Source organism: Oceanobacillus oncorhynchi, assembly GCF_000821065.1.
In the GTDB taxonomy this organism is placed as follows: Bacteria; Bacillota; Bacilli; order Bacillales; family Amphibacillaceae; genus Oceanobacillus; species Oceanobacillus oncorhynchi.
The window spans coordinates 3,481,503-3,502,823 of sequence record NZ_CDGG01000001.1; the positions used below are offsets into that span (position 1 = coordinate 3,481,503).

General features: G+C 38.1%; 23 protein-coding genes and 1 pseudogene. 14 read left to right on the forward strand and 10 right to left on the reverse strand.

All coding sequences use genetic code 11. The features are described from left to right. Positions 1 to 5: 5 nt before the first annotated feature. Genes BN997_RS16610 through BN997_RS16620 form a run of 3 tightly spaced genes read right to left on the reverse strand, consistent with a single transcriptional unit; the run spans position 6 to position 2,259 of the window. Entirely contained in the window at positions 6 to 716 is a 711-nt protein-coding gene (locus BN997_RS16610) for a hypothetical protein (RefSeq protein WP_042533870.1), read from the reverse strand. Positions 717 to 730: 14 nt separating this feature from the next. Continuing rightward, a complete protein-coding gene (locus BN997_RS16615) occupies positions 731 to 1,510 on the reverse strand; it encodes an ABC-2 transporter permease (RefSeq protein ID WP_042533871.1) in 780 nt (259 codons plus the stop codon). Continuing rightward, positions 1,510 to 2,259 carry an ABC transporter ATP-binding protein gene (locus BN997_RS16620; RefSeq protein WP_042533873.1) on the reverse strand — a complete coding sequence of 250 codons (750 nt, stop codon included), beginning with the start codon at positions 2,257 to 2,259 and terminating at the stop codon, positions 1,510 to 1,512. Before BN997_RS16620 ends, BN997_RS16615 begins: the two co-directional genes overlap by 1 nt. Before the next feature lie 401 nt (positions 2,260 to 2,660). On the opposite strand from BN997_RS16620, the gene BN997_RS16625 reads away from it, so the two are divergent. Then, on the forward strand, positions 2,661 to 3,527 hold the full coding sequence (locus BN997_RS16625) for an alpha/beta fold hydrolase (RefSeq protein ID WP_042533875.1): 867 nt from the start codon (positions 2,661 to 2,663) through the stop codon (positions 3,525 to 3,527). 141 nt (positions 3,528 to 3,668) lie between these two features. On the opposite strand, the gene BN997_RS16630 is transcribed toward BN997_RS16625, so the two are convergent. Then, entirely contained in the window at positions 3,669 to 5,435 is a 1,767-nt protein-coding gene (locus tag BN997_RS16630; RefSeq protein ID WP_042533877.1) for a DUF2207 domain-containing protein, read from the reverse strand. 504 nt (positions 5,436 to 5,939) lie between these two features. Here BN997_RS16630 and BN997_RS16635 point away from each other — a divergent pair. Beyond that, positions 5,940 to 6,230 (forward strand): CD3324 family protein, encoded by a 291-nt coding sequence (locus BN997_RS16635; protein ID WP_042533879.1) that lies wholly within the window; start codon positions 5,940 to 5,942, stop codon positions 6,228 to 6,230. A gap of 169 nt (positions 6,231 to 6,399) precedes the next feature. Here the strand turns inward: BN997_RS16635 and BN997_RS16640 are convergent, their stop codons facing one another. Then, entirely contained in the window at positions 6,400 to 6,927 is a 528-nt protein-coding gene (locus BN997_RS16640) for a P-loop NTPase family protein (protein WP_042533881.1), read from the reverse strand. Between the two features lie 386 nt (positions 6,928 to 7,313). Between BN997_RS16640 and BN997_RS16645 the strand changes: the two genes are divergently transcribed. The 3 genes from BN997_RS16645 to BN997_RS16655 all read left to right on the forward strand — a co-directional run bounded on the left by BN997_RS16645 (position 7,314) and on the right by BN997_RS16655 (position 10,666). After that, on the forward strand, positions 7,314 to 8,372 hold the full coding sequence (locus BN997_RS16645; RefSeq protein WP_042533882.1) for an Rpn family recombination-promoting nuclease/putative transposase: 1,059 nt from the start codon (positions 7,314 to 7,316) through the stop codon (positions 8,370 to 8,372). A gap of 278 nt (positions 8,373 to 8,650) precedes the next feature. Next, a complete protein-coding gene (locus BN997_RS16650; RefSeq protein WP_042533884.1) occupies positions 8,651 to 9,193 on the forward strand; it encodes a PadR family transcriptional regulator in 543 nt (180 codons plus the stop codon). Between the two features lie 291 nt (positions 9,194 to 9,484). After that, entirely contained in the window at positions 9,485 to 10,666 is a 1,182-nt protein-coding gene (locus BN997_RS16655) for an MFS transporter (protein WP_042533886.1), read from the forward strand. Between the two features lie 129 nt (positions 10,667 to 10,795). Here the strand turns inward: BN997_RS16655 and BN997_RS23725 are convergent, their stop codons facing one another. From BN997_RS23725 to BN997_RS23385, 3 genes and pseudogenes are all read right to left on the reverse strand, one after another. Then, positions 10,796 to 10,924, reverse strand: coding sequence for a hypothetical protein (locus BN997_RS23725; protein ID WP_276325307.1), 129 nt, complete (start codon positions 10,922 to 10,924; stop codon positions 10,796 to 10,798). Between the two features lie 15 nt (positions 10,925 to 10,939). After that, a pseudogene (locus BN997_RS23880) lies at positions 10,940 to 11,053 on the reverse strand (aldo/keto reductase); the annotation flags it as partial. Continuing rightward, positions 10,998 to 11,330: an aldo/keto reductase gene (locus BN997_RS23385; protein ID WP_042533888.1), complete on the reverse strand. Its 333-nt coding sequence runs from the start codon at positions 11,328 to 11,330 to the stop codon at positions 10,998 to 11,000. The pseudogene BN997_RS23880 and the gene BN997_RS23385, both read right to left, overlap by 56 nt. 94 nt (positions 11,331 to 11,424) lie before the next feature. On the opposite strand from BN997_RS23385, the gene BN997_RS23575 reads away from it, so the two are divergent. The 6 genes from BN997_RS23575 (at position 11,425) to BN997_RS16685 (ending at position 16,459) form a co-directional block, all read left to right on the forward strand. Further along, positions 11,425 to 11,682, forward strand: a complete 258-nt coding sequence (locus BN997_RS23575; protein ID WP_244882394.1) for a MerR family transcriptional regulator — start codon at positions 11,425 to 11,427, stop codon at positions 11,680 to 11,682. Continuing rightward, positions 11,679 to 11,834 (forward strand): hypothetical protein, encoded by a 156-nt coding sequence (locus tag BN997_RS23580; protein WP_244882395.1) that lies wholly within the window; start codon positions 11,679 to 11,681, stop codon positions 11,832 to 11,834. The genes BN997_RS23575 and BN997_RS23580 overlap by 4 nt, the downstream gene beginning before the upstream one ends. Before the next feature lie 232 nt (positions 11,835 to 12,066). Then, complete coding sequence (locus tag BN997_RS16670; RefSeq protein ID WP_042533890.1) at positions 12,067 to 12,699, forward strand: TetR/AcrR family transcriptional regulator; 633 nt, start codon at positions 12,067 to 12,069, stop codon at positions 12,697 to 12,699. A 10-nt stretch (positions 12,700 to 12,709) separates the two neighbouring features. After that, entirely contained in the window at positions 12,710 to 15,025 is a 2,316-nt protein-coding gene (locus BN997_RS16675; RefSeq protein WP_042533892.1) for an ABC transporter permease, read from the forward strand. Between the two features lie 3 nt (positions 15,026 to 15,028). Continuing rightward, positions 15,029 to 15,790 (forward strand): ABC transporter ATP-binding protein, encoded by a 762-nt coding sequence (locus tag BN997_RS16680; protein ID WP_042533894.1) that lies wholly within the window; start codon positions 15,029 to 15,031, stop codon positions 15,788 to 15,790. Positions 15,791 to 15,820: 30 nt separating this feature from the next. Then, on the forward strand, positions 15,821 to 16,459 hold the full coding sequence (locus tag BN997_RS16685) for a class I SAM-dependent methyltransferase (protein ID WP_217492003.1): 639 nt from the start codon (positions 15,821 to 15,823) through the stop codon (positions 16,457 to 16,459). Between the two features lie 176 nt (positions 16,460 to 16,635). On the opposite strand, the gene BN997_RS16690 is transcribed toward BN997_RS16685, so the two are convergent. Further along, complete coding sequence (locus BN997_RS16690) at positions 16,636 to 18,072, reverse strand: DUF6179 domain-containing protein (protein ID WP_042533895.1); 1,437 nt, start codon at positions 18,070 to 18,072, stop codon at positions 16,636 to 16,638. A 3-nt stretch (positions 18,073 to 18,075) separates the two neighbouring features. After that, positions 18,076 to 18,543, reverse strand: coding sequence for a DUF6323 family protein (locus BN997_RS16695; protein WP_042533897.1), 468 nt, complete (start codon positions 18,541 to 18,543; stop codon positions 18,076 to 18,078). 418 nt (positions 18,544 to 18,961) lie between these two features. Here BN997_RS16695 and BN997_RS16700 point away from each other — a divergent pair, with 418 nt between their 5' ends. The 3 genes from BN997_RS16700 to BN997_RS16710 all read left to right on the forward strand — a co-directional run bounded on the left by BN997_RS16700 (position 18,962) and on the right by BN997_RS16710 (position 21,288). After that, the gene (locus BN997_RS16700; protein WP_042533900.1) at positions 18,962 to 19,696 is read left to right on the forward strand and encodes an ABC transporter ATP-binding protein; all 735 of its coding nucleotides are present in this window, start codon (positions 18,962 to 18,964) and stop codon (positions 19,694 to 19,696) included. Beyond that, positions 19,696 to 20,469 carry an ABC transporter permease gene (locus tag BN997_RS16705; RefSeq protein WP_042533902.1) on the forward strand — a complete coding sequence of 258 codons (774 nt, stop codon included), beginning with the start codon at positions 19,696 to 19,698 and terminating at the stop codon, positions 20,467 to 20,469. Before BN997_RS16700 ends, BN997_RS16705 begins: the two co-directional genes overlap by 1 nt. 102 nt (positions 20,470 to 20,571) lie before the next feature. Beyond that, entirely contained in the window at positions 20,572 to 21,288 is a 717-nt protein-coding gene (locus BN997_RS16710; protein WP_042533904.1) for an ABC transporter permease subunit, read from the forward strand. The last annotated feature ends 33 nt before the right edge of the window (positions 21,289 to 21,321 follow it).

Here is a 21,321-nt window from a genome sequence, read left to right on the forward strand (position 1 = left end):
ACCTCCTAAATGAAAAGGTCTTGTTTACGGAATATCTTTATTGTACCAATAAATAATAAAAGGGTGAATATGACATAGCTGCCAATCGAAATGAATGCCGTTAACAAGCTTTCTGAAATAAGATCGTCTAAGCTGACTACATACATCGTTGGAAAATGTGCTGAAATAGCTGGATCAAAACCTTCTACTAATATTTGCAGGAGTACAAGTCCTAGTCCCGTGCCAATAGTGACTGTTTCTTTTCCAGAAAGGGTAATGACAAAAGACAATAGAGCTGAAAATAGGAAAAGAGAAAGAAAAGCTCCCAAGAAAAGATAGAAGATGTTGAAGTAATTTAATTCCATTCCTGCTGCAGCCGAACCGATTACTATCCAACTTGTTATAACATGTGTCAATAAAATAAATACGCCTAATATTGTTGCAGTCATTATTTTTGATAAATAGTAATCGCTGCGGTTGGATGATTTCGGAATAATATTTTTAAATGTTTGCGAATGATAATCTGTTGAAAGCAAATCGGCTATCAAATAAGCACAGAGTAACCAAAAGAATTGTCTAAAGTTTTCAAATGAATGGATTAAAATATCTTCTTCTATCTTTACATTAACAGCAGTGTAAATAGTTAATCCTGCTGTCAATAAAATGGTAAGTAATATCAATAACCGATATTTCCGATTATAGATGATATAAAATACATCGTGCTTTAATTGTTGCATCCTATACGTCCCCCTTATACATACAGATCTTGCTTTTTAAATAGATAATATCCAGCTGTTCCAATCACCAATAGATAAGCGATAAGTACACCAAAGCTAGTGACACTATAGGAAAAGGACTTTTCAAATAGATTAATGTGGAAAAATAATAAGTGTTCATAAATCGCATATTGTTTTACTTGATCATAAATAATGATATATTGTCCGACGAGTGTAGATATTCCCATCAGCATTGCTAACGTAGAAATCCGCTGAATAAACTGTGAAAGCAATAACGCGATTAATCCAAAAATGAAATAAGCAAAACCAAAAGCTAATCCGGCTAAAAGCGTAACACCTACACCGTGCCATCCGCTTGTAACCACGGAGTAAAAAACAAACGTATCTCCCCATCCAAAGAAAGAAATACCAACCACATAACCAATAAAAAGCATGATGGATGTTAAAAGAAGCGAAAATAAAAGGATGGATAAAATTCTTGAAAGATAATATTGAAATCTGGAAACAGAACGTAATAAAACAAATTTGATGGTACCATTATTTCGTTCCTGTATGAGAACTTCTCCTACATAAATCGCTATAAAAACAGCTGTAAATGTTAAACTGGATTGAAGCATTTCCACAGGGAATGATTGGCCATACCCAGCAACTACGGTAGAATCCGCACCATAAACATGAAAAAGGATGCCTGTTAAAACATACATTGCCGTAAAAATAAGGGTATAGACAAGCAGCATTTTGGAAGTCAGCGTACGTTTGAACTCGAATGAGGTCAGTGTCCATATATTCTTCATTACGTTAACTTCTCCTTTATACATGCAAAAAATAAATCTTCTAAATTAGTGACCTGGTAGACTCCTGACAATTCGGAGATATCTCCTTCTTCGACGATTTTCCCACCTTGAATAAATGCTGCTTTATGACATAAATCCTCCATTTCCCGCAGCATATGGCTGGAAATCAGAAATGTAATCTTCTCTTTTTCTGCCAAATGCTTAATTAATGTTTTCATTTCCCGAAGGCCCATTGGATCAACGCCATTCGTTGGCTCATCCAGTATTATTAAGCTGGGATAGCACAATAAGGCATTAGCAATTCCCAGACGCTGCTTCATTCCTAAAGAAAATGTTTTCACCTTGTTATCCATAGCTTCTTTTAAATCAACAATGGATAAAACTTCATTGATTCTTGTTTTTGGCACGTTGACGGCAGCTAATTTAGCACTCAGGTTTAAATTCTGTTTAGCAGTGAGATGAAGATAAAAAGCAGGGTTTTCGATAATACTTCCTACTCTGGAAAGGGCTAAAACAGAATCATTCTTTATGGAATGCCCGTCGATAAATATGTCGCCAGAATCAGGGAATATCAAACGGGTAATCATTCGTAATGTTGTTGTTTTACCAGCACCGTTTGGCCCGAGAAATCCGTAGATATCTCCTTTTTGAATCGAAAAATGAATATGATCGATTACGGTTTGCCCGCTAATTTTTTTGCTTAGATTTTTAATTTCTAAAATAGGTTTCTCATTATTTTCTTGTACCATGTACTCAGCTCCTTTTCGGTAATTTAAAGAATAGCAAAGCAAAATAAGCTGCGCATATAGTTAACATAAAGTTTTGATAAAGTATGATTTCACTGGGGGATGGGGAGTGTTCTTGTGATAGCGGTAATTTATCGTAGTGTAACTGACTGGGAGTGGGACAGCGATTACTTGTCCCATCAAAAAAGTCGCTAGTTTGTCTTATTGCTATCTACATGTATCAAATATAATTTTCATCTCGAATGGAATTTTTATTTAAAAAACAATTAGAATTCTGCCTGGTTTCATTTGTTTCTGTTATGATAGGTTGTAATAAAACAGCTTTAAAATATATCTAACGGACGGTTTATTTTTGTAAAGAATGAATTGGTCTATCTAATACGTGAAAGGGTGTGGCGGGATTAATGGAAAGAATACTCGGTACTTATTTTGTAAATGGTCAAACAATCGAATATTCAATTACTGGAAAGGAGGGTACACCGATTCTCGTAATGCATGGCGGGCATTCTAACTGCTATGAGGAATTTGGGTATAAGCCGCTGGTTAAGAGCGGGTTCATGCTAATTACACCATCAAGAGCAGGATATGGAAAGACGTCAAAAGAAATTGGAGAAAATTTATCCAAAGCCAGTGATTATTATGTAAAGCTATTAGATTACTTGAAAATTGACAAAGTACATCTGCTTGCTATCTCAGCTGGCGGTCCGAGCGGTCTTTATTTTGCAACTCGCTATCCTGAGAGAGTTAAAACATTAACTTTACAAAGCGCTGTTACAAAAGAATGGCTGACACCAGAAGATAAAATATATAAGGCAGCACAGATTTTATTTCGTCCTGCTATGGAAAAAGCAACATGGAAACTGGCTTCCAGTCTGAGTAATATTTTTCCGGAATTTATGTTTAAGCAGATGATACCTAGTTTTAGTAATCTTTCATATAAAGAAATAAAAAACAGTGTGCTGGCTAAAGATATCGATGAAATCCAAAGAATGAGCAAACGCCAACGATCGGGCTATGGATTTTTAATAGATTTATCTCAAACAAAAGAAATTACCTCTAAAAACCTGCAGGCTATTTCGAGTCCAACGCTTATCATGCATAGTGAATATGACGGCTCTGTTCCATTAGAGCATGCTTATTATGCGGATCAACAAATACGAGATTCTGAATTATGTATACTTGATACGTGGGGACACTTAATATGGCTTGGACGTGAATCTGATAAAGTAAATGAAAGGCTTGTGAAATTTCTTAATAAATTCACTTTATAAAATTCAGACAAGGAGGATAAAGAAAATGCAAAATAGAAGGGAAGGAGCTATAAGAAGAAAAGCTCAAACAGCAAATTGAGCTCTTCTTCTTATAGTGATAGATACATTATATTTCAATTTTAAAGGAGCTATAGAAGATGGTTAGCGGGCACCGCCGCCTCCGCCTCCGCCAGCTCCAGCGCCGCCCCCGACGCCGGTGGCGCCACCGCTGCCGCCTGCCGCAGTAGCAGCTGAAGTACTGGAATGAAATCCGCCGCTGGCTAGCCCGGTGGTCCAGCTTGCACGGGTGTAGTAAGTTCCATACCAGAATTGCAGGTATACCCGGTCCTCTTCGTACCTATCTTCAGGGACTAAATCCTCTAGTTTTTTAGATACTTTATCGCTTTTACTTAGTAAAGCACTCCATAGCATCATATCTTTCAAGGAAAGTGGCTTGGAAGCATTTGAAAATTGATTGATATCTGATTCCTTCAAGTAATTATCAAACTGAATCAAACGGTCCGCTAGTTTTTCTCCCTCATCACTTGGCACCATAATAGATTGTAAAAATCCAAACACCTTTATTTCTTCAAAAGAGAACAATCCTTGCTGCTCCAGATAGGCTTCGGAATAATCCTTGAGATAATCGGCAAATGTACTGACTTCCTTCGCATGCTGTTCACCCCATTTCTGGATGGATTTATCCGTAACGACGCCATTCCTGTCTGCAGCATCCAATAGCATTATCCATAATGCCATTTCATACGTTCCTTTGTAGGATTCATCTTCTATTTGATCCGTAAGCTCACTAAAGGCTAACGGATAGTTATTCTGTTCTTTTTCAATATCGTTGATAGTAAGGGCCGTGCGATATTTTTTTCCAAAAACCTTGCTTTCTTCTTCTGCTTCCATCGAGATGTTCTCATTCACAGACCATTTTAGCAGATAAGCTTGGAAGATATCTTCAAAATATCCAAGATTCATCTGCGTTAAAAGGGCACTTAAACCTGCATAGTCTTCTCCATCGAAAGGCACGGCTGCATACGTTTTCCCTTTATTTTCCGCTATTCGTTTATGGATAGGCTTCAACGCGCCGGCTTCTTTTTTTACTTGATTTGTTTTACGGACAAAGAAGAAGGTTCCAATACCGATTAATAAAGAAAAACCAACGGCTGCGCTAACGATGATAACAATTAGCGTAGAATTGTCACTTGAATTATAAGTTGACCCATCCATTGCTTCTTCTTGCTGCTCAGATAAGGTCATGTCTACTGTTCGTTCAGCTTGGAAGAAATCAGCCGGAAATTGCGTTAAAACAATTACATCTCCATCGGCTTCACCATTTGACTCCCATACAATACGATCGCCTTCCAGCTGTATATCTCCATCAAAACCAAATCCCCAGAAATTAACGTTCTCCTGTGTAAATGGTTGAAATCCAGAGATTTCAACTGTCAAATTTTGCGCAGGAATATCGGAGAAGGTATCGAAGTTCCAGAGCATAGCCTGACCATCCTCTAAATTACGTACAAGATCAGATAATGTATAGGTTACTGTATACGTATTTTCTCCGTATTCCCCAATTCCCCAAACTAATTCAACTCCATCATCTGTAGATACTGTTCCATATTTTCCTGCCTTTTCTTCCCGTGAATCATCAGAGTCCCAATCGGGCTCTTCTGTAAACCCTTCAACTGAAAAATCCAGTACCTCTGACTCGTCAAGGTTGACCATATTGATGAAAAGCTCAGTACCTTCATCCATATTCATTTGACGATGTTCTGTCACAACGCCTGAACCATCCTCCTGCAATTCTACTTCAATATGTAAATCGCTCATTTCATTTTCAGCAAATGCTGTGAGTGTAAGTACCATGTTCATTGAGATTGCCATCGTCAAGGCAGCAAGTATCTTCATCCATTTATTCATTTGTGTCCATCGCTCCCTCTATTCATTATAATGCAGTCTTTGTGAATGATTTTATTATGTTTACCCATTTTAAAGTACTGCTAATCAGAAATTTATCTTTACTTATAGTGTAGCAGATTATTACTTTGGATGGGATATACATGTGGGGAGCGGGCCGCCTAAATCAGGAAATGACGAATCGAAGAAAGAGGTAAAAAATAATTATAATCGTTTTCCCCCTTGTTCAGAAGGGGCAATATATGAGTTAATAAGGGTGTCGGACCGATAGAATATCGGAAAGGAGGCTGATTGAAATTGATCACAAAATATGAGGTGATTTCCGCATAGCGGAAATCATAAAAAACGGGGCCGCATTTATGTTGCGGTCTCCTTTTCTTTCCTAAACTAATGTATACTAAAAGTGAAAAGGCTTACGTAAAAAATCAAATGAAAGGAGTTTTTAATGATGAATAAAAAATTAATGCATGTCCGGACCATACATCTTGATAGAAAGGATGTTCCAGCTTGTCATATAAAAATGGAAAAGAGGTGCTTCCACCTCATTTGTTGAAGGAGCTTCAGAAATATATTCAAGGAGAGCTTGTTTATATTCCAAAGCAAACCAACCGGAGGGCGGGATGGGGAGAAGCGAATGGATCACGTCTTGCCCTGACTGAAAGAAATGAAGAGATTTACCGATTATATGAAAAAGGCTATTCATTTGAAGAATTGGAGCAAATCTATAATCTGTCGATGGATAGTATTCGTAAAATCATCTATAAAACACGTGAGCTCCATAGTGACGTAAAACAATAATCAATAATCAGGCGTGTTTACATCTATAGGGATTGAGACCAATCCCCTTTAATTAAAAGAGTGGCGTTCGCTAACGTCTTAGTGAGCCACTCTTTATTACTGTATAAAAATCCCCGCCCCCGAATGAAGATTCGTTTCAAAAATATTCATATCGATACGTATATTCCTGCTAAGGAAGGCTTTTAATTTTTTTCATGAATTCTTTGAGCTCTTGCCAAGAATGAATATGAATGAAATGAAGCTGCTCCTGGTATTTAATCTTTAATGACTTTATCTGAGAATCATTTTCTTTCTTATAATTCCAAACAAAACGCAGGAAAGAAAAATCCAGCCTATCTGGATTCCCATGCGGATTTTTCTTTCTTTTGTTTTTTACATAGCGCTTGAGTATACGATAGCAACAGATGCTGCGGGGGAAATCTAACCAAATAACCATATCTGCACATTCCATTCGCAAGGCTAACGTTCTGGCATAATTCCCGTCCATAATCCATTCCTTTTTTTGAATTTCTTCTTTTAGTTTAGCATCAAAAGTTGCTTGAGGGGCGGTGGTATTATCGTCGATCCATTGAATGCTGTCTAAATGTACCAAGGGGATATTTCTTATTTGAGCAATTTGAGCGGATAATGTCGATTTACCTGCGCCAGGACAGCCAATGACCATGATTCGATTGGCAATGGACTTATTTTCTTCCATTTTCTTTCCCTCCAGTCTTTTCAATAAGCAATATCATCACAAGAACATCACTGGTTTAAAAATGTATACTAATATTTGATGCTGTTGAGCTGCCTACAATAGAAAAGGGGGTAAGCACAACCTTCTCTTTATTAAAATATATCATTGCTTATTCCATCGTAGCACGTTTGATCTAAAAGACAGCCCCCATTTTCAGTTGTCCAAAAAAACATTAAAAATCCAAAATGAATGTCATTTGATGATTGAAAAACGAAAAACATTGCATACAAATCCCCATTTCGCAGGCAGTTTTTGCAGGAGAAATTCTATTTTACCGTTTTGCCTTCCACATACAAAACCGCTATGATGAAAACAAATTTATTATTACTTGGAGATGTGATAAAATAATGCTAAACACAGTCAAAGAAAATACAAACAGTTATCGCGTAAATCATCCCGATTATGATGGGCTTTGGAAGAATTTGATTGAAGAACTTTTTCAAGAATTTATGGCCTTTTTTGCACCGGATTTGTATCCGGAAATTGATTTTGAGCAGGGAGTGGACTTCAAAAACCTGGAGCTTTTTCAGCTTGTGATGAAATCCAAAAAAGGGACCAAGTATTCAGATAAAATTGTTAAAGTGCAGTTGAAAAATGGAGAGGAAAAATATATCTTCATTCATATCGAAGTGCAGGCGGTCGGGAAAAAAGAATTTGCAGAACGCATGTTTAAATATTTTTACCGGATTTACGACAAAACGAAAACAATTCACCAGATTTATTCCATCGCTCTATTGACGGATGCCAGTCAGAAAGATCATCAAGATACATTCTATTACTCTTTTTATGGTACCGAATTAACCTATGCCTATAACACCTACCGATTTCACGGGAAAGATACGGAAGAACTGAAAAAATCGGATAATCCATTTGCTTTAGCCGTGCTTGCAGGAATATATATCAGCAATAACAAAGGAAGAGAAGCTGAAGATCATGAAAAAAGGTTTTGCTACAAGCAACAGCTTATCAGCCTGGCATTTGAAAAATATTCGCACCACACAAATTACCTCGTCGCATTATTGTATTTCATTGATTATATGATGCTGATTCCATCGGAACTGCAGGAACAACTGTATGAAACGTTGCCCATTGCACAAAATGAAAAGGAGGAGAAAAAAATCATGGGTTTGGAAAAGTTAAGAGACACGCCGACATTTGGAAGACTGTACAGAGAAATCGAGGAAAAAGCAACCAGAAAAGGGTTGGAACGAGGTATAGAACAAGGTATAGAACAGGGTATAGAACAGGGAATTGAACAAGGCATCGAAAAAGGCATTGAAGATACGGAAAGAAAGTTTGTTAAAAAACTTCTAGATAGGAATTATTCAGAGAAAGAAATATCTGAATTAACTGGTTTGGAACTTAAAGAAGTAAGGAAGCTTCAGGAATCGCTTGAAAATGAATAAAAACAAATGTGAAAAAGAATCTGTATCTGTTAATTAGTTCACATTAGCAGGTATAGGTTCTTTTCATTTTGTGAAAATAGCTGATGAAGACGTTGCATTTAAGTATAAATGGTGTTGATGGATATTTTCAGCTTTAAAATAGGCGGATAGAAAGCAGAAAAGAGAGTAATCTTACATGCTAGAGAAAGATTCGATTTTATCCATTTGTATCGTAAGCATTTGACATTCTAATATATTCATCATATAATACTCAACGTTAAGTAAAGGGTGTGACATTAATGACAAGATTGCTTGTGCTCTGCATGTTAGACGCAAAACCGATGGCCGGCTATGATATTCAACAGGCACTGCGGATGACAGATGCAGAAAGATGGGGCGGTGTATTAATTGGCTCGATTTATCATGCGCTTAAAAAATTGGAAAAGGATGGGTATATTGCGATTGATAAGGTGGAACAAACTGGTCACCGTCAAAAATTTACCTATCGAATCACCGTAGAAGGAAAAGAACACCTTAAAGATTTGATTCGTGAGGCGTTAACCAGCTCATCCGTTCAATATCCTTCTTCTTTATATGCAGGTATTTCTTTTTTTGATAAGCTGCCTGCAGAGGAAGCACGTCAAGCTTTGAAAGAGCAGCAAGTTCTTTTGGAGGAAGAATATCAAAGTGTGCAGGATGGCTGGAAGGAAAAAGAGGCAGCATTGGACGGTAATATTCCTCCCATGGTGCAGATGGTTTTTGATAATATGTTTGCTATTATCAGCCAGCAACAGGATTTTGTACGGAAAGCATTGGCTTATTTAGAACAAAGCAATAACTAATTCTCTCTCTGTTACAGGAGAGAGAAAAAAATACCTGTATAGTCAACGTTGACTATACAAAGTTGATTGAGACGATATTCATTATTTAAGAATGGGTAGCGGCAGTAACATAACAACAGCAATGTCTTACTGCAGTTATCGGTGGAGGCGGAGTGTTAATGAGGCGGTAAAAACGGATTCTTCTTTTTCCTCTTGAGGATGAAACGCAGAAGGGAGGAAATTTATCTATTGCAAAAGGGAATATGCAGTTGATGAAAACAACAAAGCTATCTACAGAAAGTAGGAAAGAAAATGAATCAAAAACGAAATTTAAAAAAAGCTCAAAAGAGCGCCTTATTTGTCGTCACGCTGGCCATATTCACCGATATGCTGCTGTATGGAATGATTGTTCCTATACTGCCAGATTATGCTGATTCTTTAAGCATATCGCAAACTGCGATCGGTATTTTATTCGGCAGTTATGCAGCAGCTCTATTAATCGCTACTCCCGTTTTTGGAGTAATCTCCGATAAAGTTGGACGACGTGGTCCGATGCTTTGGGGAATTTTAGGGCTTACGCTTGCAACCCTGTTATTTGCATTTGCAAATACGTTTTGGCTCTTGCTTATTTGCCGCATTTTACAAGGAATTGCAGCAGCAGCCACCTGGACAGCAGGGCTTGCGCTTCTAGCCGATTTCTACCCATCTAAAGAACGGGGGAAAGTCATGGGAATTGCGCTGTCGGGTCAAGCAATGGGGACCCTTCTAGGTCCGACATTCGGAGGCTGGCTCTATCAGCTGGGCGGATATATGCTTCCGTTCTTTGCAGCTGCGGGGATTGCCCTTATTGATGGTTTGCTGCGTATATTTCTATTGAAGGAAGAACCTCATCGAAAGGAAGAAGACGCATCAGGAGCATGGCAGTTATTGAAAAACCGAACCTTGCTTTTGGTTGTTGGAGCAGTTGTTATCGGAGCTGCCATTCCAAGCGTGCTGGAGCCGACATTTCCAATGCATCTGCAAAATGTTTTTGATGCATCTCCAGGAATCATCGGTTTATTATTTGGGGTTCCCTCCCTCGCTTATGCGTTTGCAGCACCAATTGTCGGAAGTGTTTCAACAAAGATTGGCCATCCTAAAACAATTACGATTGGATTAGCAATTACTGCAGTATCACTGACGCTTGTTGTTATGCCGACAACGATGTGGCTGCAGGTTGCGGCATTAGGGTTGATTGGCATCAGTATGGGAACAGTTCTTGCGCCGACGCTTCCTGAACTTGCTGATATTGCTGAGCAAAGCCAAACTCAAGCATATGGGGTTACCTTTGCTATTTACAATACGGCTTACTCTGTAGGAATGATGCTAGGCCCGATAAGCAGTGGTGCAGCCTCCGATATTTTCGGATTGCAATTAAGCTATTTTGCAATCGCTGTTATGGTGTTGGTGTATATGCTGTTTTTTGCAATAATGACACAGTTAAAAAGGAAATAATAGAGAAGTTAAAGAAAGTTCTCATTAAAAAATTAGAAGACTTGATAAAAACGAAACTTCATTCAACGGGAATTTTTGCTTTTTTCCTATTGAATGAAGTTCGTTTATCACCTCATAACAGTATATTTATTATTCTTTATCTTTCCAATTATTTCCGAAAGATGCCTGCTCCGATTCTACATGTCCTCTGTGTCCATAGATAGTAACCGCTTCAAGAGCATTTTCAATGGATTCAATTTCTTCTTCTGTTAAACGCACATTCCACGCTCCAAGGTTTTCCATTATTCTATCTTGATTTTTGGATCCTGGAATCGGCACTACGTTCGGGTATTTATGAAGCGTCCAGGTGACGGCGAATTGGATTATACAAATCCGCTGCTCCTTCAGCTTCTTCTGCACCCAAGTGAAATTTTGTTGCTAGAATAACCTTGTCTCTAAAAGGTTCGACAGCTTTGCCCAACAATTGTTCATTATGCCCTGGGTAAAACATTTCTTTTCCATAGACTTCTGCTGTGTCGAAAAACGTACAGCCTAAGCCATAAGCTTTCCGAATGGCTCCAATGGCATAGCTCTCATCCGGAACACTGCCATACCCATGGGAAAAACCCATGCATCCCATACCAATAGGAGATACCTCTAGATTTCCAATTTTTCTTGTCTTCATATCGATATTTCCTCCCTCTATTATTTAAAGTATAATTACTATATCAGGTTAGAGTAACACGAAGTCAATGCTTATTTGTAAAGGAGAAATGGTAATGTACACTGTAAAAGAAGCTGCCAGGATTCTGGAAATGAGCGAGCATACCATTCGTTATTACACGGATTGTGGTTTAATTCCATCATTAACTCGAGATAAAAATAAACAGAGATTGTTTAATCAAGAATCAATGAATTGGCTTAAAGGCATAAAAATCTTAAAGGAATGCGGCATGACCATTAAAGAAATAAAGTGCTATGTATCACTGAGTCTTCAAGGAGATTCGACTATAGAGGAGCGTTATCAATATTTTTGAACTTAAAAGAAATAGCGTATTCTCAACTGGAAGAAGCAAAAGATAGAGTAAACTTTCTTGAAAATAAAGTAAAACATTATGAGGATATCGTAAGTGAGAAAATAGCTGATGATACGAATCCAAAAAAGTGGAGCGAGTCAGAAGAAGAGTAACAACAAATAGAGTGTTAGATAAAGCAGGTTATGTAAGCGGAAGATCAGGTAAGCCAACTCCCTGAATTTCTTAGGTTCATTCAGTGGAAACAAAATTCCTACTGAATAAATTTCGTTCTATATACAAAAGTCAGACCAGAGACCAATAGCGTATTTGAGGTATATTTCTTATAATTTAATTACACCACATTACCGACAGACTGCCGGTCTAAAAATGAAAGAAGGGAGATTAATGAAAAGAGCCAAAAACGCAGAAGAAAGAAAAAATGAAATTTTGGATGTGGCTGAAGCTTTGTTTAATGAGCAGGGCTATGACAGAACAAGCACGAAGGACATTTTGAAGAGCATCGGGATTGCCAGAGGAACGCTGTATCATCATTTTGAAAGCAAAGAAGCGATTATGGATGGAATAATTGACCGTTATAACAAAAAAGTGATTGAAACGGCTCAATCCATTGCCGGGAGGAAAGAAGTGCCGGTTATTGAACGGTTACTTATGGCGATTACTTCTTTAAACGTAAGCAGCACAGTCTCTGAAGAATTGATGACACAGATTCATAAACCGCAAAACGCCCTGATGCATCAGAAAATCCAGAAGGTGTTGATTACAGAAGTCACACCGATTTTTACAAGTATTATTCAAGATGGATTAGAAGAAAATCTGTTTCATACAAACTACCCTTATGAAAGTGTGGAGATGCTGCTTGTCTATGCTTCTACTGTTTTTGATGATGGAACCATTGAATTATCGAAAGAAGCACAATTGCTAAAAATGACAGCTTTTGCTTTTAACGCAGAAAGACTGCTCGGAACAAAACAAGGAGCAATCAGTGAGAAGCTGCTGAAAATCTTGGCAAAAGAATAGAGGAGAGGGTATGTATTTTCGAGTTATACGCAATGATCTTTTTAGAAACAAGCTGATTAGTATCACGACGATGTTATTTATCTCTGCGGCAACAGCACTTGTCTGCTTAGCAGCTATTTTAAGCCTGAACCTTATCGGCTCGATTGAGACACTCACGAAACAGGCGCAAGTGCCAAACTTCCTGCAAATGCATAATGGGAATATCGATAAGGAGCGTTTAAATAACTTTGCAGAAGAACAAGAAAATGTAAAAAAATATCAGGTGTTGGATTTTTTAAATATTACTAATTCTAGTATTCAAGTAGGTGGAAATAACCTGATTGATAATGTTCAGGACAATGGTTTTACTACCCAAAGTTCTTCCTTTGATTTTCTGCTTGATTTGGAGGGAAGGCCAATCCATCCGGCAGAGGGAGAGCTATACGTTCCCATCGGCTATATGACAGATGGAACAGCTCAAATCGGGGATGAAGCAATGATTGCCGGAAAAGCATTTAAAGTTGCCGGATTCCTCAGAGATGCGCAAATGAATTCGCCTTTAGCTTCCTCCAAGCGTTTTTTAGTGCACGAAAATGATTATCAAGATCTGGTATCAAAAGGAACGCTGGAATATTTAATTGAATTCCAGCTGCATGATACATCTAAAACCAATGAATTTGAAACAGCATATGCCGATGCAGGATTAGAAGCCAATGGCCCGGCACTGACCAGTACTTTGTTTAAAGTAATTAACGGTTTATCTGATGGAATCATGATTGCAATCATCCTGCTGGTTAGTTTTCTAATCGTACTCATTGCATTTATGTGTATTCGTTTCACGCTATTAATCCAGATAGAAGAGGATTATCGGGAGATTGGTACGATGAAAGCAATCGGTCTAAGGCTGGCTGATATTAAAAAAATCTATCTTGCTAAATATGCATTTCTTGCTTTGGCAGGGAGCTTGCTTGGGCTGTTAGTATCTTTTATTTTCAGTAACCCTTTATTAGAGAATATCCGGCTGTATATGGGGGAAAGCCAATATGATAGCTGGAGTATTTTTCTTGCCATACTTGGAAGTATATTTGTTTTCCTGCTGGTGATTGGTTACATTTATTTCTTGTTGAGACGTTTTAGAAAAATCTCTGCTGCATCAGCAATCCGTACGGGCAGTCCGGAGGAAAACACTGCCCGTAAAAATTACTTCTTACTCAGTCAAAATAAGCTAATGTCTACCAATGTTTTTCTAGGGATAAAGGATGTACTATCCCGTAAGAAGCTTTATGCAACAATGCTGATTGTTCTACTGCTTTCTTGTTTTATCATAATTGTTCCCTGGAACACATACCATACCGTATCTTCACCATCTTTCACAAAATATCTTGGCTTTGGAGAAATGGACCTGATGGTTAGTATATATCCATCTGAGGAAATGGAGGAGAATAAACAACAGATTGTAAATTATTTAAATGATGATGCTTCTATTCACCAGTATGTTGAGATTACCTCCAAATCCTTTCGAGCTGTAAAAGAGGATGGTACAGAAGAAAAAATAATCGTTGAACTTGGCGATCATGCTGCGTTTCCAATCGAATACAATGCAGGAAAAGCACCAGAAGCACCGAATGAAATTGCATTATCCTCTTTGAATGCAGAGGAGTTTGGAAAACAAGCTGGTGATACGATTGAAATCATTACCGGTGAAGGTCCGGAAAGCTTTGTCGTCTCTGGGATATACTCCAATATTTTAAATGGAGGTAAAACGGCAAAAGCTGCTTTTTCAGATGAAACCGCTCCAGCGATGTGGTTAAACTATTATATCCAGCTTAATCATGCTAACCAGGCTGCTGTTACTGCTAAAAAAATGTCACAGGTTTTGCCATTTGCCAGCGTAACAGATGCGCATCACCATAAGCAGCAAGTATTTGGTTCTACGATGGATTCGATGAAAACAGCAGCGAATGTTGCCTTAATCGTGGCTTTGTTCATAACAGGTCTAGTAAGCTTGTTATTTATGAAATTAGTGGTTACTAAGGATCGCTCGGCAATTGCCACGTTAAAAGCAATTGGTTTTACGAATCAGGATTTGACCAAACAATATGCAGCTCGCGGAATTTTCATTTTGATAATTGGCGTAGCAGGAGGCAGTATCTTAGCGAATACCTTTGGGGAAGCAATCGCAGGGATGGCTATTTCTTCCTTTGGTGTAGATTCGATTGCCTTTATCAGTCATCCGTTTATCTATTTGGGGTTTCCATCCCTTATGCTTATTGTTACTTTATTGGCAACAAAATTGGGAACCAATCAAGCTGGTAAAATACCAATTGCAGAAAATATAAAGGAGTAAATGATGAGAAAAATACTGGATGGGCAACAAATTCATAAATCTTTTGATATAGAAAAAGAAAAAATCAACGTTTTACAGGGGGTATCCATTACCATTTACGAAAGCGAATTCATCTCTATTATGGGACCATCGGGATCGGGAAAATCAACGCTTCTCTATGCTTTAAGCGGGATGGACACCGTTGATAGCGGCGAAATAATATTCAATAATCAACGTCTGCCAGCATGTGGAGAATCAGAGCTTGCTGAAATCCGCCGCCAGCAAATGGGGTTTGTCTTCCAGCAGCCGACATTTTTAAAAAATTTAACAATTATTGATAATATCGTACTCCCAGCTGTGCGAGATAACAAGAGAAAAACAAAAGAATTGGCGAAGAAAGCACAGCAGCTTTTAGAAAATACCGGGATTGGCGATTTGGCATATCGCATGACGAACCAGGTTTCTGGAGGGCAGCTGCAAAGGGCAGGAATTTGCCGGGCTTTGATCAATGAACCGAAAATCATTTTTGGAGATGAACCAACAGGGGCTTTAAACTCAAAGACTGCGGAGGGAATGATGGACTATTTCCTTCAGGTTAATCAAGAAGGAACAACGATTATGCTGGTGACACATGATGCGAAAGTTGCTGCCAAAAGTGAACGGGTCTTATTTATGAAAGACGGGCAAATTGTTGATGAATTGCGGTTAGGGAAACTAGCGCATCAACAGGGGATGGATAGCCGGATAGAAAAAGTAACAAGGAAGATGTTACGGATAGAAATGTAGCCTACATCAAGAGGAGGGCTTTGGACAAAAATGCTTAAAATGATTATTTTCGCAATGGTTCCTATGAGCATTAGCATCTTCTATGCCTGGAGGTTTGCTTCGCGAAAACGTGAAATTCCTTGTCCATTCTGGCTGCGTTGGCTGGTGGAACTGGATAATCCCTTTACCAAACCGAATAAAGCGAATGAAATTATTGAGCAATCTGGCATACAGCCGGGAATGCATGTGATTGATTTAGGGTGCGGACCTGGGAGGGTGACGATTCCAGCAGCAGAACGTGTTGGCTTCAACGGAAAAATAACTGCGTTAGATATTCAGGATGAAATGTTACAAAGGGTAGAAAAAAAAGTGCAAAGAAGAAATTTAAAGAATATTGAATTGGTGCAGGGAAAAATTGGTTTGGGTCAACTGCGGCAATCACCTTGTGATCATGTCTTGCTTGTCAATGTCTTAGGGGAAATACCAGATCGGCAAGCAGCATTGGAAGAAATTTTTAATATTTTAAAGCCAGGTGGTATCCTGACGGTAGCGGAGACCATATTTGATCCACATTTTCAGAGGAGAGAAGAGGTTTCAAAGCTTGCCGATAAAGCAGGATTTTATGAAGCGGGTTTTAATGGGAATTGGGCGGCGTATTCGCTGTTATTAAGGAAACCAGTTTCTCGTTAGAAACAAGAACGGACTATCAAAACATAAATAATCTTCATGGCTATTTTCAAAAGTATGATTTTTCAAGGAGAAGCGTCCGTAAATCTTCTGTTTTAAAATTAAATTTATATAGTAGGGAGATTTACGGACGCCGCCCCTGTGAATTACTGAGGCTAGCTCATTTCCATGATTCCTGTCTAATCAAATGATATATCCTCATAATCGATTTTATAAATAAGGTTTCCAATAACTCTAATTCGCGTTTCATCCAATTGCTGCAAGAACGCAATATAGTACATTTCCCATTCATTCTCTGTTTCAACGCCGTCAGCAACCATATTGGAGAATTCATGAGTACCTTCCCGTAACTCCTCATAAAAAACAATTTTGGCTAAAATAGCTAGCTCGATATCTCCAAAAGTTTTAAAAAGCGCTTCATAATCACCATTAAACAGACATTCAGCATGGAGAAGATCCAGATAATCATGCAGTGAAACAAAATTATTCCGGATAAGTTGTACTTTTTCTTCAATATTGTCAATTTCTAAGATACGATCTACCAGGCTGCGTAAGTCCATATCACTCATCCGATCATTCTCATTTAACTTGAATTCCATTGTTTTTTCGGTTTCTTTTATTTCTCTGATGATAAGTTTTTCGAAGCTGCCGATTTTTGCAGCGTGATTCACCCTTTGCATCAATTCATCCCGGTACAAATTGATGTAATCTGTAAGTGCTTGATCCGTTTGCAGAGATTTTTGCAATTGATTGACTGCTTCATGAATCAGCTGCGTCCTTTGATCAGTAGGGGAGGTTATTAATTTTCGATTTAACTGTTCAAATTGAACTTCCGAAAGTCGAACATTATTAGGCTTTCCCCCAGATAGCAGTGAAAAAACAACATTGTTTATCATTAACTCAAATATATTGAATAATTCAATTTGATATTGAAATCGGCTTATTTTCCCGTAATTTATTAAGATATACATGACATCCTGATGACTAAAAAAATGGCAGAATTCTGTCTCCATTCGTAAACGTTCTACATACTGCTTTATATAGAAAACGCCTTGGAGCCGCATATCGTCTATGGCTAAAGGATAATCAATGCTCGCCATGGTATTTTGAGCTTCAAAAATAATATCATAGTGCTGCAAAAATAGAGGTAATGATTCATCGATAGTCGTATTGTAAGCATCGACGGGCACATCTAATTTTATCTTTTTCACTTCTTGATATATTTTTTTCGTCTCTTCAAAATAGTGACGTAGTAATTCAACTCCTTTAGAATGTATATCTTTTATGTTTTTCATATTTAAATGAGCAAGCGCTTCTTCAGGATGCTTACATTGAAGGGCGTAAGCATCGATAGCATAAAGCAGAGAGGTCATGATTCCTTCTGCTGTTTCCATTGTCACTGATGTACTTTCGCCTTGAGTATGCTGCAGAATCAATTGCTGCAGAACCTGCATCATCTCTGCTTGTATCTGGTAAGCTTTTTGACTGGAGATGATAGCTGACCGCTGACCTTCTTGCAGCAGGGTCAAGGTGTATTGATTTCGTATTAACCGCGATCGGTCAATTATTCTATTAGAAATATGCCGGAAACGAGCTGATTTGTCATCTGATTCCATGCGTTAATCATCCCCTTTGAATAAAGAATTGGGAAGTGCTATATTTCTTCTGAAATTCTCTGCAAGTTCCTCCATTTTACTTCTTAACAATTCGATAGACCCTGCACAAGACCCGTTATAAAACTCATTCATCAGTTGAATAAGCTTTGCATCGCTAAACTTATCTTCGGTTTCATTCCTAAGATAATAAAAGATCTCTTGAAGTTCGTTCAGCGTATCAACATAATGTTCTTGATCCATATAAGGAGAAGTAGAAAATACCTCAATTAGCTCTTTTAACACGCCGATGCTCAGCTCAACTCTCGCATGATCCCGCAACACTTTATTTCTGGACACTACCAGCGTTTTTGCATCGTCTGGCGTCAGAATCAGGCCCCATTCTTTCGTTTTCTCATTTAAACGAACAAGTTCCATCACTGCATTAGAATTCTGCGATAATTGGATGGAATTCAACATATCGGATAAATCCATAACGTATCACCTTTCCTGTAAGGATATTTAGAACGCAAAAAAGGGTCCCCTGGCCAAGGGAACCCTATTATATAATTAAAGATAATAAAAGTAAATTATAGCATAAATAAAATTTTTTGTCAAATATTTAGATTGGATAATGAACCCTGATAGCAGTGTGGTTTTTGGGGGAAAGTCTTTTGAGTTATTGTTTTCTGGGCAACCCTCCTTGATAGCAAAAAAATAATTAAAGGTTTATTATTTTCTATTTCACTCCCTGCCTAGGAGATGTATTCATTCTGAGTTAGGTTTCTTTTGCTGGAGTTTTAACAATGTAATCTATTTGTTATCTCTTGTTTATTAATTCAAATGCGGCAGTTTATTTTTGGCATCTATACTTGATAATATAACGATAAAACAACAGAAAGGAAATAATAAAATGGCTGCTGAAACATTATTAGAAACACATAAACTGACGAAATCATTTCAAGGGAAAACAATCATTGATAACTTAAATCTTAATATAAAAAAAGGGGATGTATATGGATTTCTGGGCAGAAATGGACAAGGCAAAACAACAACGATCCGAATGTTGACCGGCTTGATTTTTCCTGATTCGGGAGAGGTTGTCATTAATGGCTTGAATCTAAGGGGAGATTTTAAACAGGCAATTTCACAAATCGGAGCGATTGTAGAGAATCCTGTCTTTTATGATTATCTTTCCGGGTATGAGAACCTGTCACTGATGGTCAATTTAATCCCTGGTATTGGTAAAGAGAAAATAAATGAAGTGTTAGAACTCGTCGGGCTGACACGGAGAGCAAAGGATAAAGTTGCTGCTTATTCACTAGGGATGAAGCAGCGTTTGGGGATTGCCAATGCGCTTTTAAATGATCCGCAATTAATTATTCTCGATGAACCGACAAATGGACTGGACCCACAAGGGATGATAGAAATCAAAGAAATGATTCTGCAGCTTTCTTCGAAAAAAGAGATTACTTTCTTTATTTCGAGCCATTTACTGCACGAAGTTAGCCAAATTTGTAACCGTGTTGGGATTCTTAATGACGGAAAACTTCTTGCAGAAGGCGATGTCAGTGAGCTGATTAATGATAGCGAAACTCATTCCTTGGAAGAAGCCTTCTTTAACATAACCAGCGGGGGTCAACATTAATGGGCTTATTAAAAAATGAGTTATATAAACTTTTTAAAATGAAAAAAATCTATGTGTTTGCAGCAGTTATGCTGGGAATCACCTTTTTGAATTTATATGATTATCAACCAGGTGGTTCGGAAATGACGGTTTGGGATTTTTATTATGGTCAATCTGTTCCGCTATCGATGATCCAGATTTTCTCTCAATTTATGATTATTTTTATTCCAATCGTGATAGCGGATTGTATCAGTAATGATTACCGAAATGGAACATTAAAATTATCCCTGCAGCGCCCGATTGCGCGATGGCAGCTGTTATCGGCAAAGCTAATGGCTTTGTTTGCATTTATTATTGTTTCAACGGTTCTCTTTTTGATTTTATCCTATACATTAGGAGTTTATTTTATCGGCTGGGGAGAGGTGACAGAGTACTTGGGAGTCAGTTATCCGCCAATGAAAGGAATTGGTGTAACCGTAGGGGTATATGCTTTATTTATGCTGCCGACGATGGCGTACGGAATATTTGCGGGCTTTATTGCCGTTTTAGTTAAAAATATGAGTACGGCGATTATTATATCGCTGGTCCTGATTACGGTTGGATTAAATTTAAATGGTGTCTCAGCTATTGCTCCGTATTCCTTAGCGCATCATTTAATGTATTTTCCTGAAGAGTTGATGCAGATACAGGGTTGGTCTGGAATACTGCAAAATATTGGAGTTGTCCTCATATACGGAGTTTTATTTGCAGGATTATCCTTCTGGTTATTTAAAAAGAAAGAAATCTTATATTAATTGATTTAATGGGAAGCGTGGAGGGAATTAAATGACAGGTTTAATCAAGAATGAAATCTACAAATTCTTTAAACAAAAAAACTCTATTTGTTTATGGGGGTTATGATTGCCGTTCAGCTGGTAAATATATTACAGTATCAGGCGGACAGGGGAGAGCAAGCTGCTTATCTATTGAACGGACAGTCGTATCCGCTGGAGGCGCTAGCCGAATCCTCCCTTTTTATCATCATGTTCCAGGCTATTTTTATTGCGGAATCGATAGCGGAAGAATATAAGCGTGGCACCTTTAAACTGGTATTATTACGCCCTGTTACTCGTATCCAATTTTTAATAGCAAAGTCAGCCGGCGTATTGGTCTGTATCTGTTTTATGGTTGTTTTTACCACCCTCACCGCTTACGGTACAGGCTTCTTTTTCTTAGGCTGGGGCGAGCAGCTGGTGGTTCAAGGAGAACCGCTTTTTTCAGAGGGGGCGTCTATCTATGGTGGAGAGGGGATCGTGCTTACCTACACAGCTGCGTTTGCTTATATTCTGCCTGTATTTGGTTTTGCTATGCTGCTCATGTTTATTGCGTTATTATCACTGAATGTTGGAATAACCATCGGTACAGCATTGGCTTTATTTATATTTGCCCCTTTATTAAATGGAGAGATTACCGCTTATTCCATTGTCCATATCATGAACGCATTTCCTGCTTTATTTATCAACCAGGAAGCATCCCGGGAAATCCTTTTTGATACAGGAGTCATCTTTGTTTATATCGTCATTTTTTACATAGGCAGTCTTATTTTTATCAAAAAGAAGGATGTATTGTTATAATTATTAATATTTAAGACGGGATTAGGAGGGGCT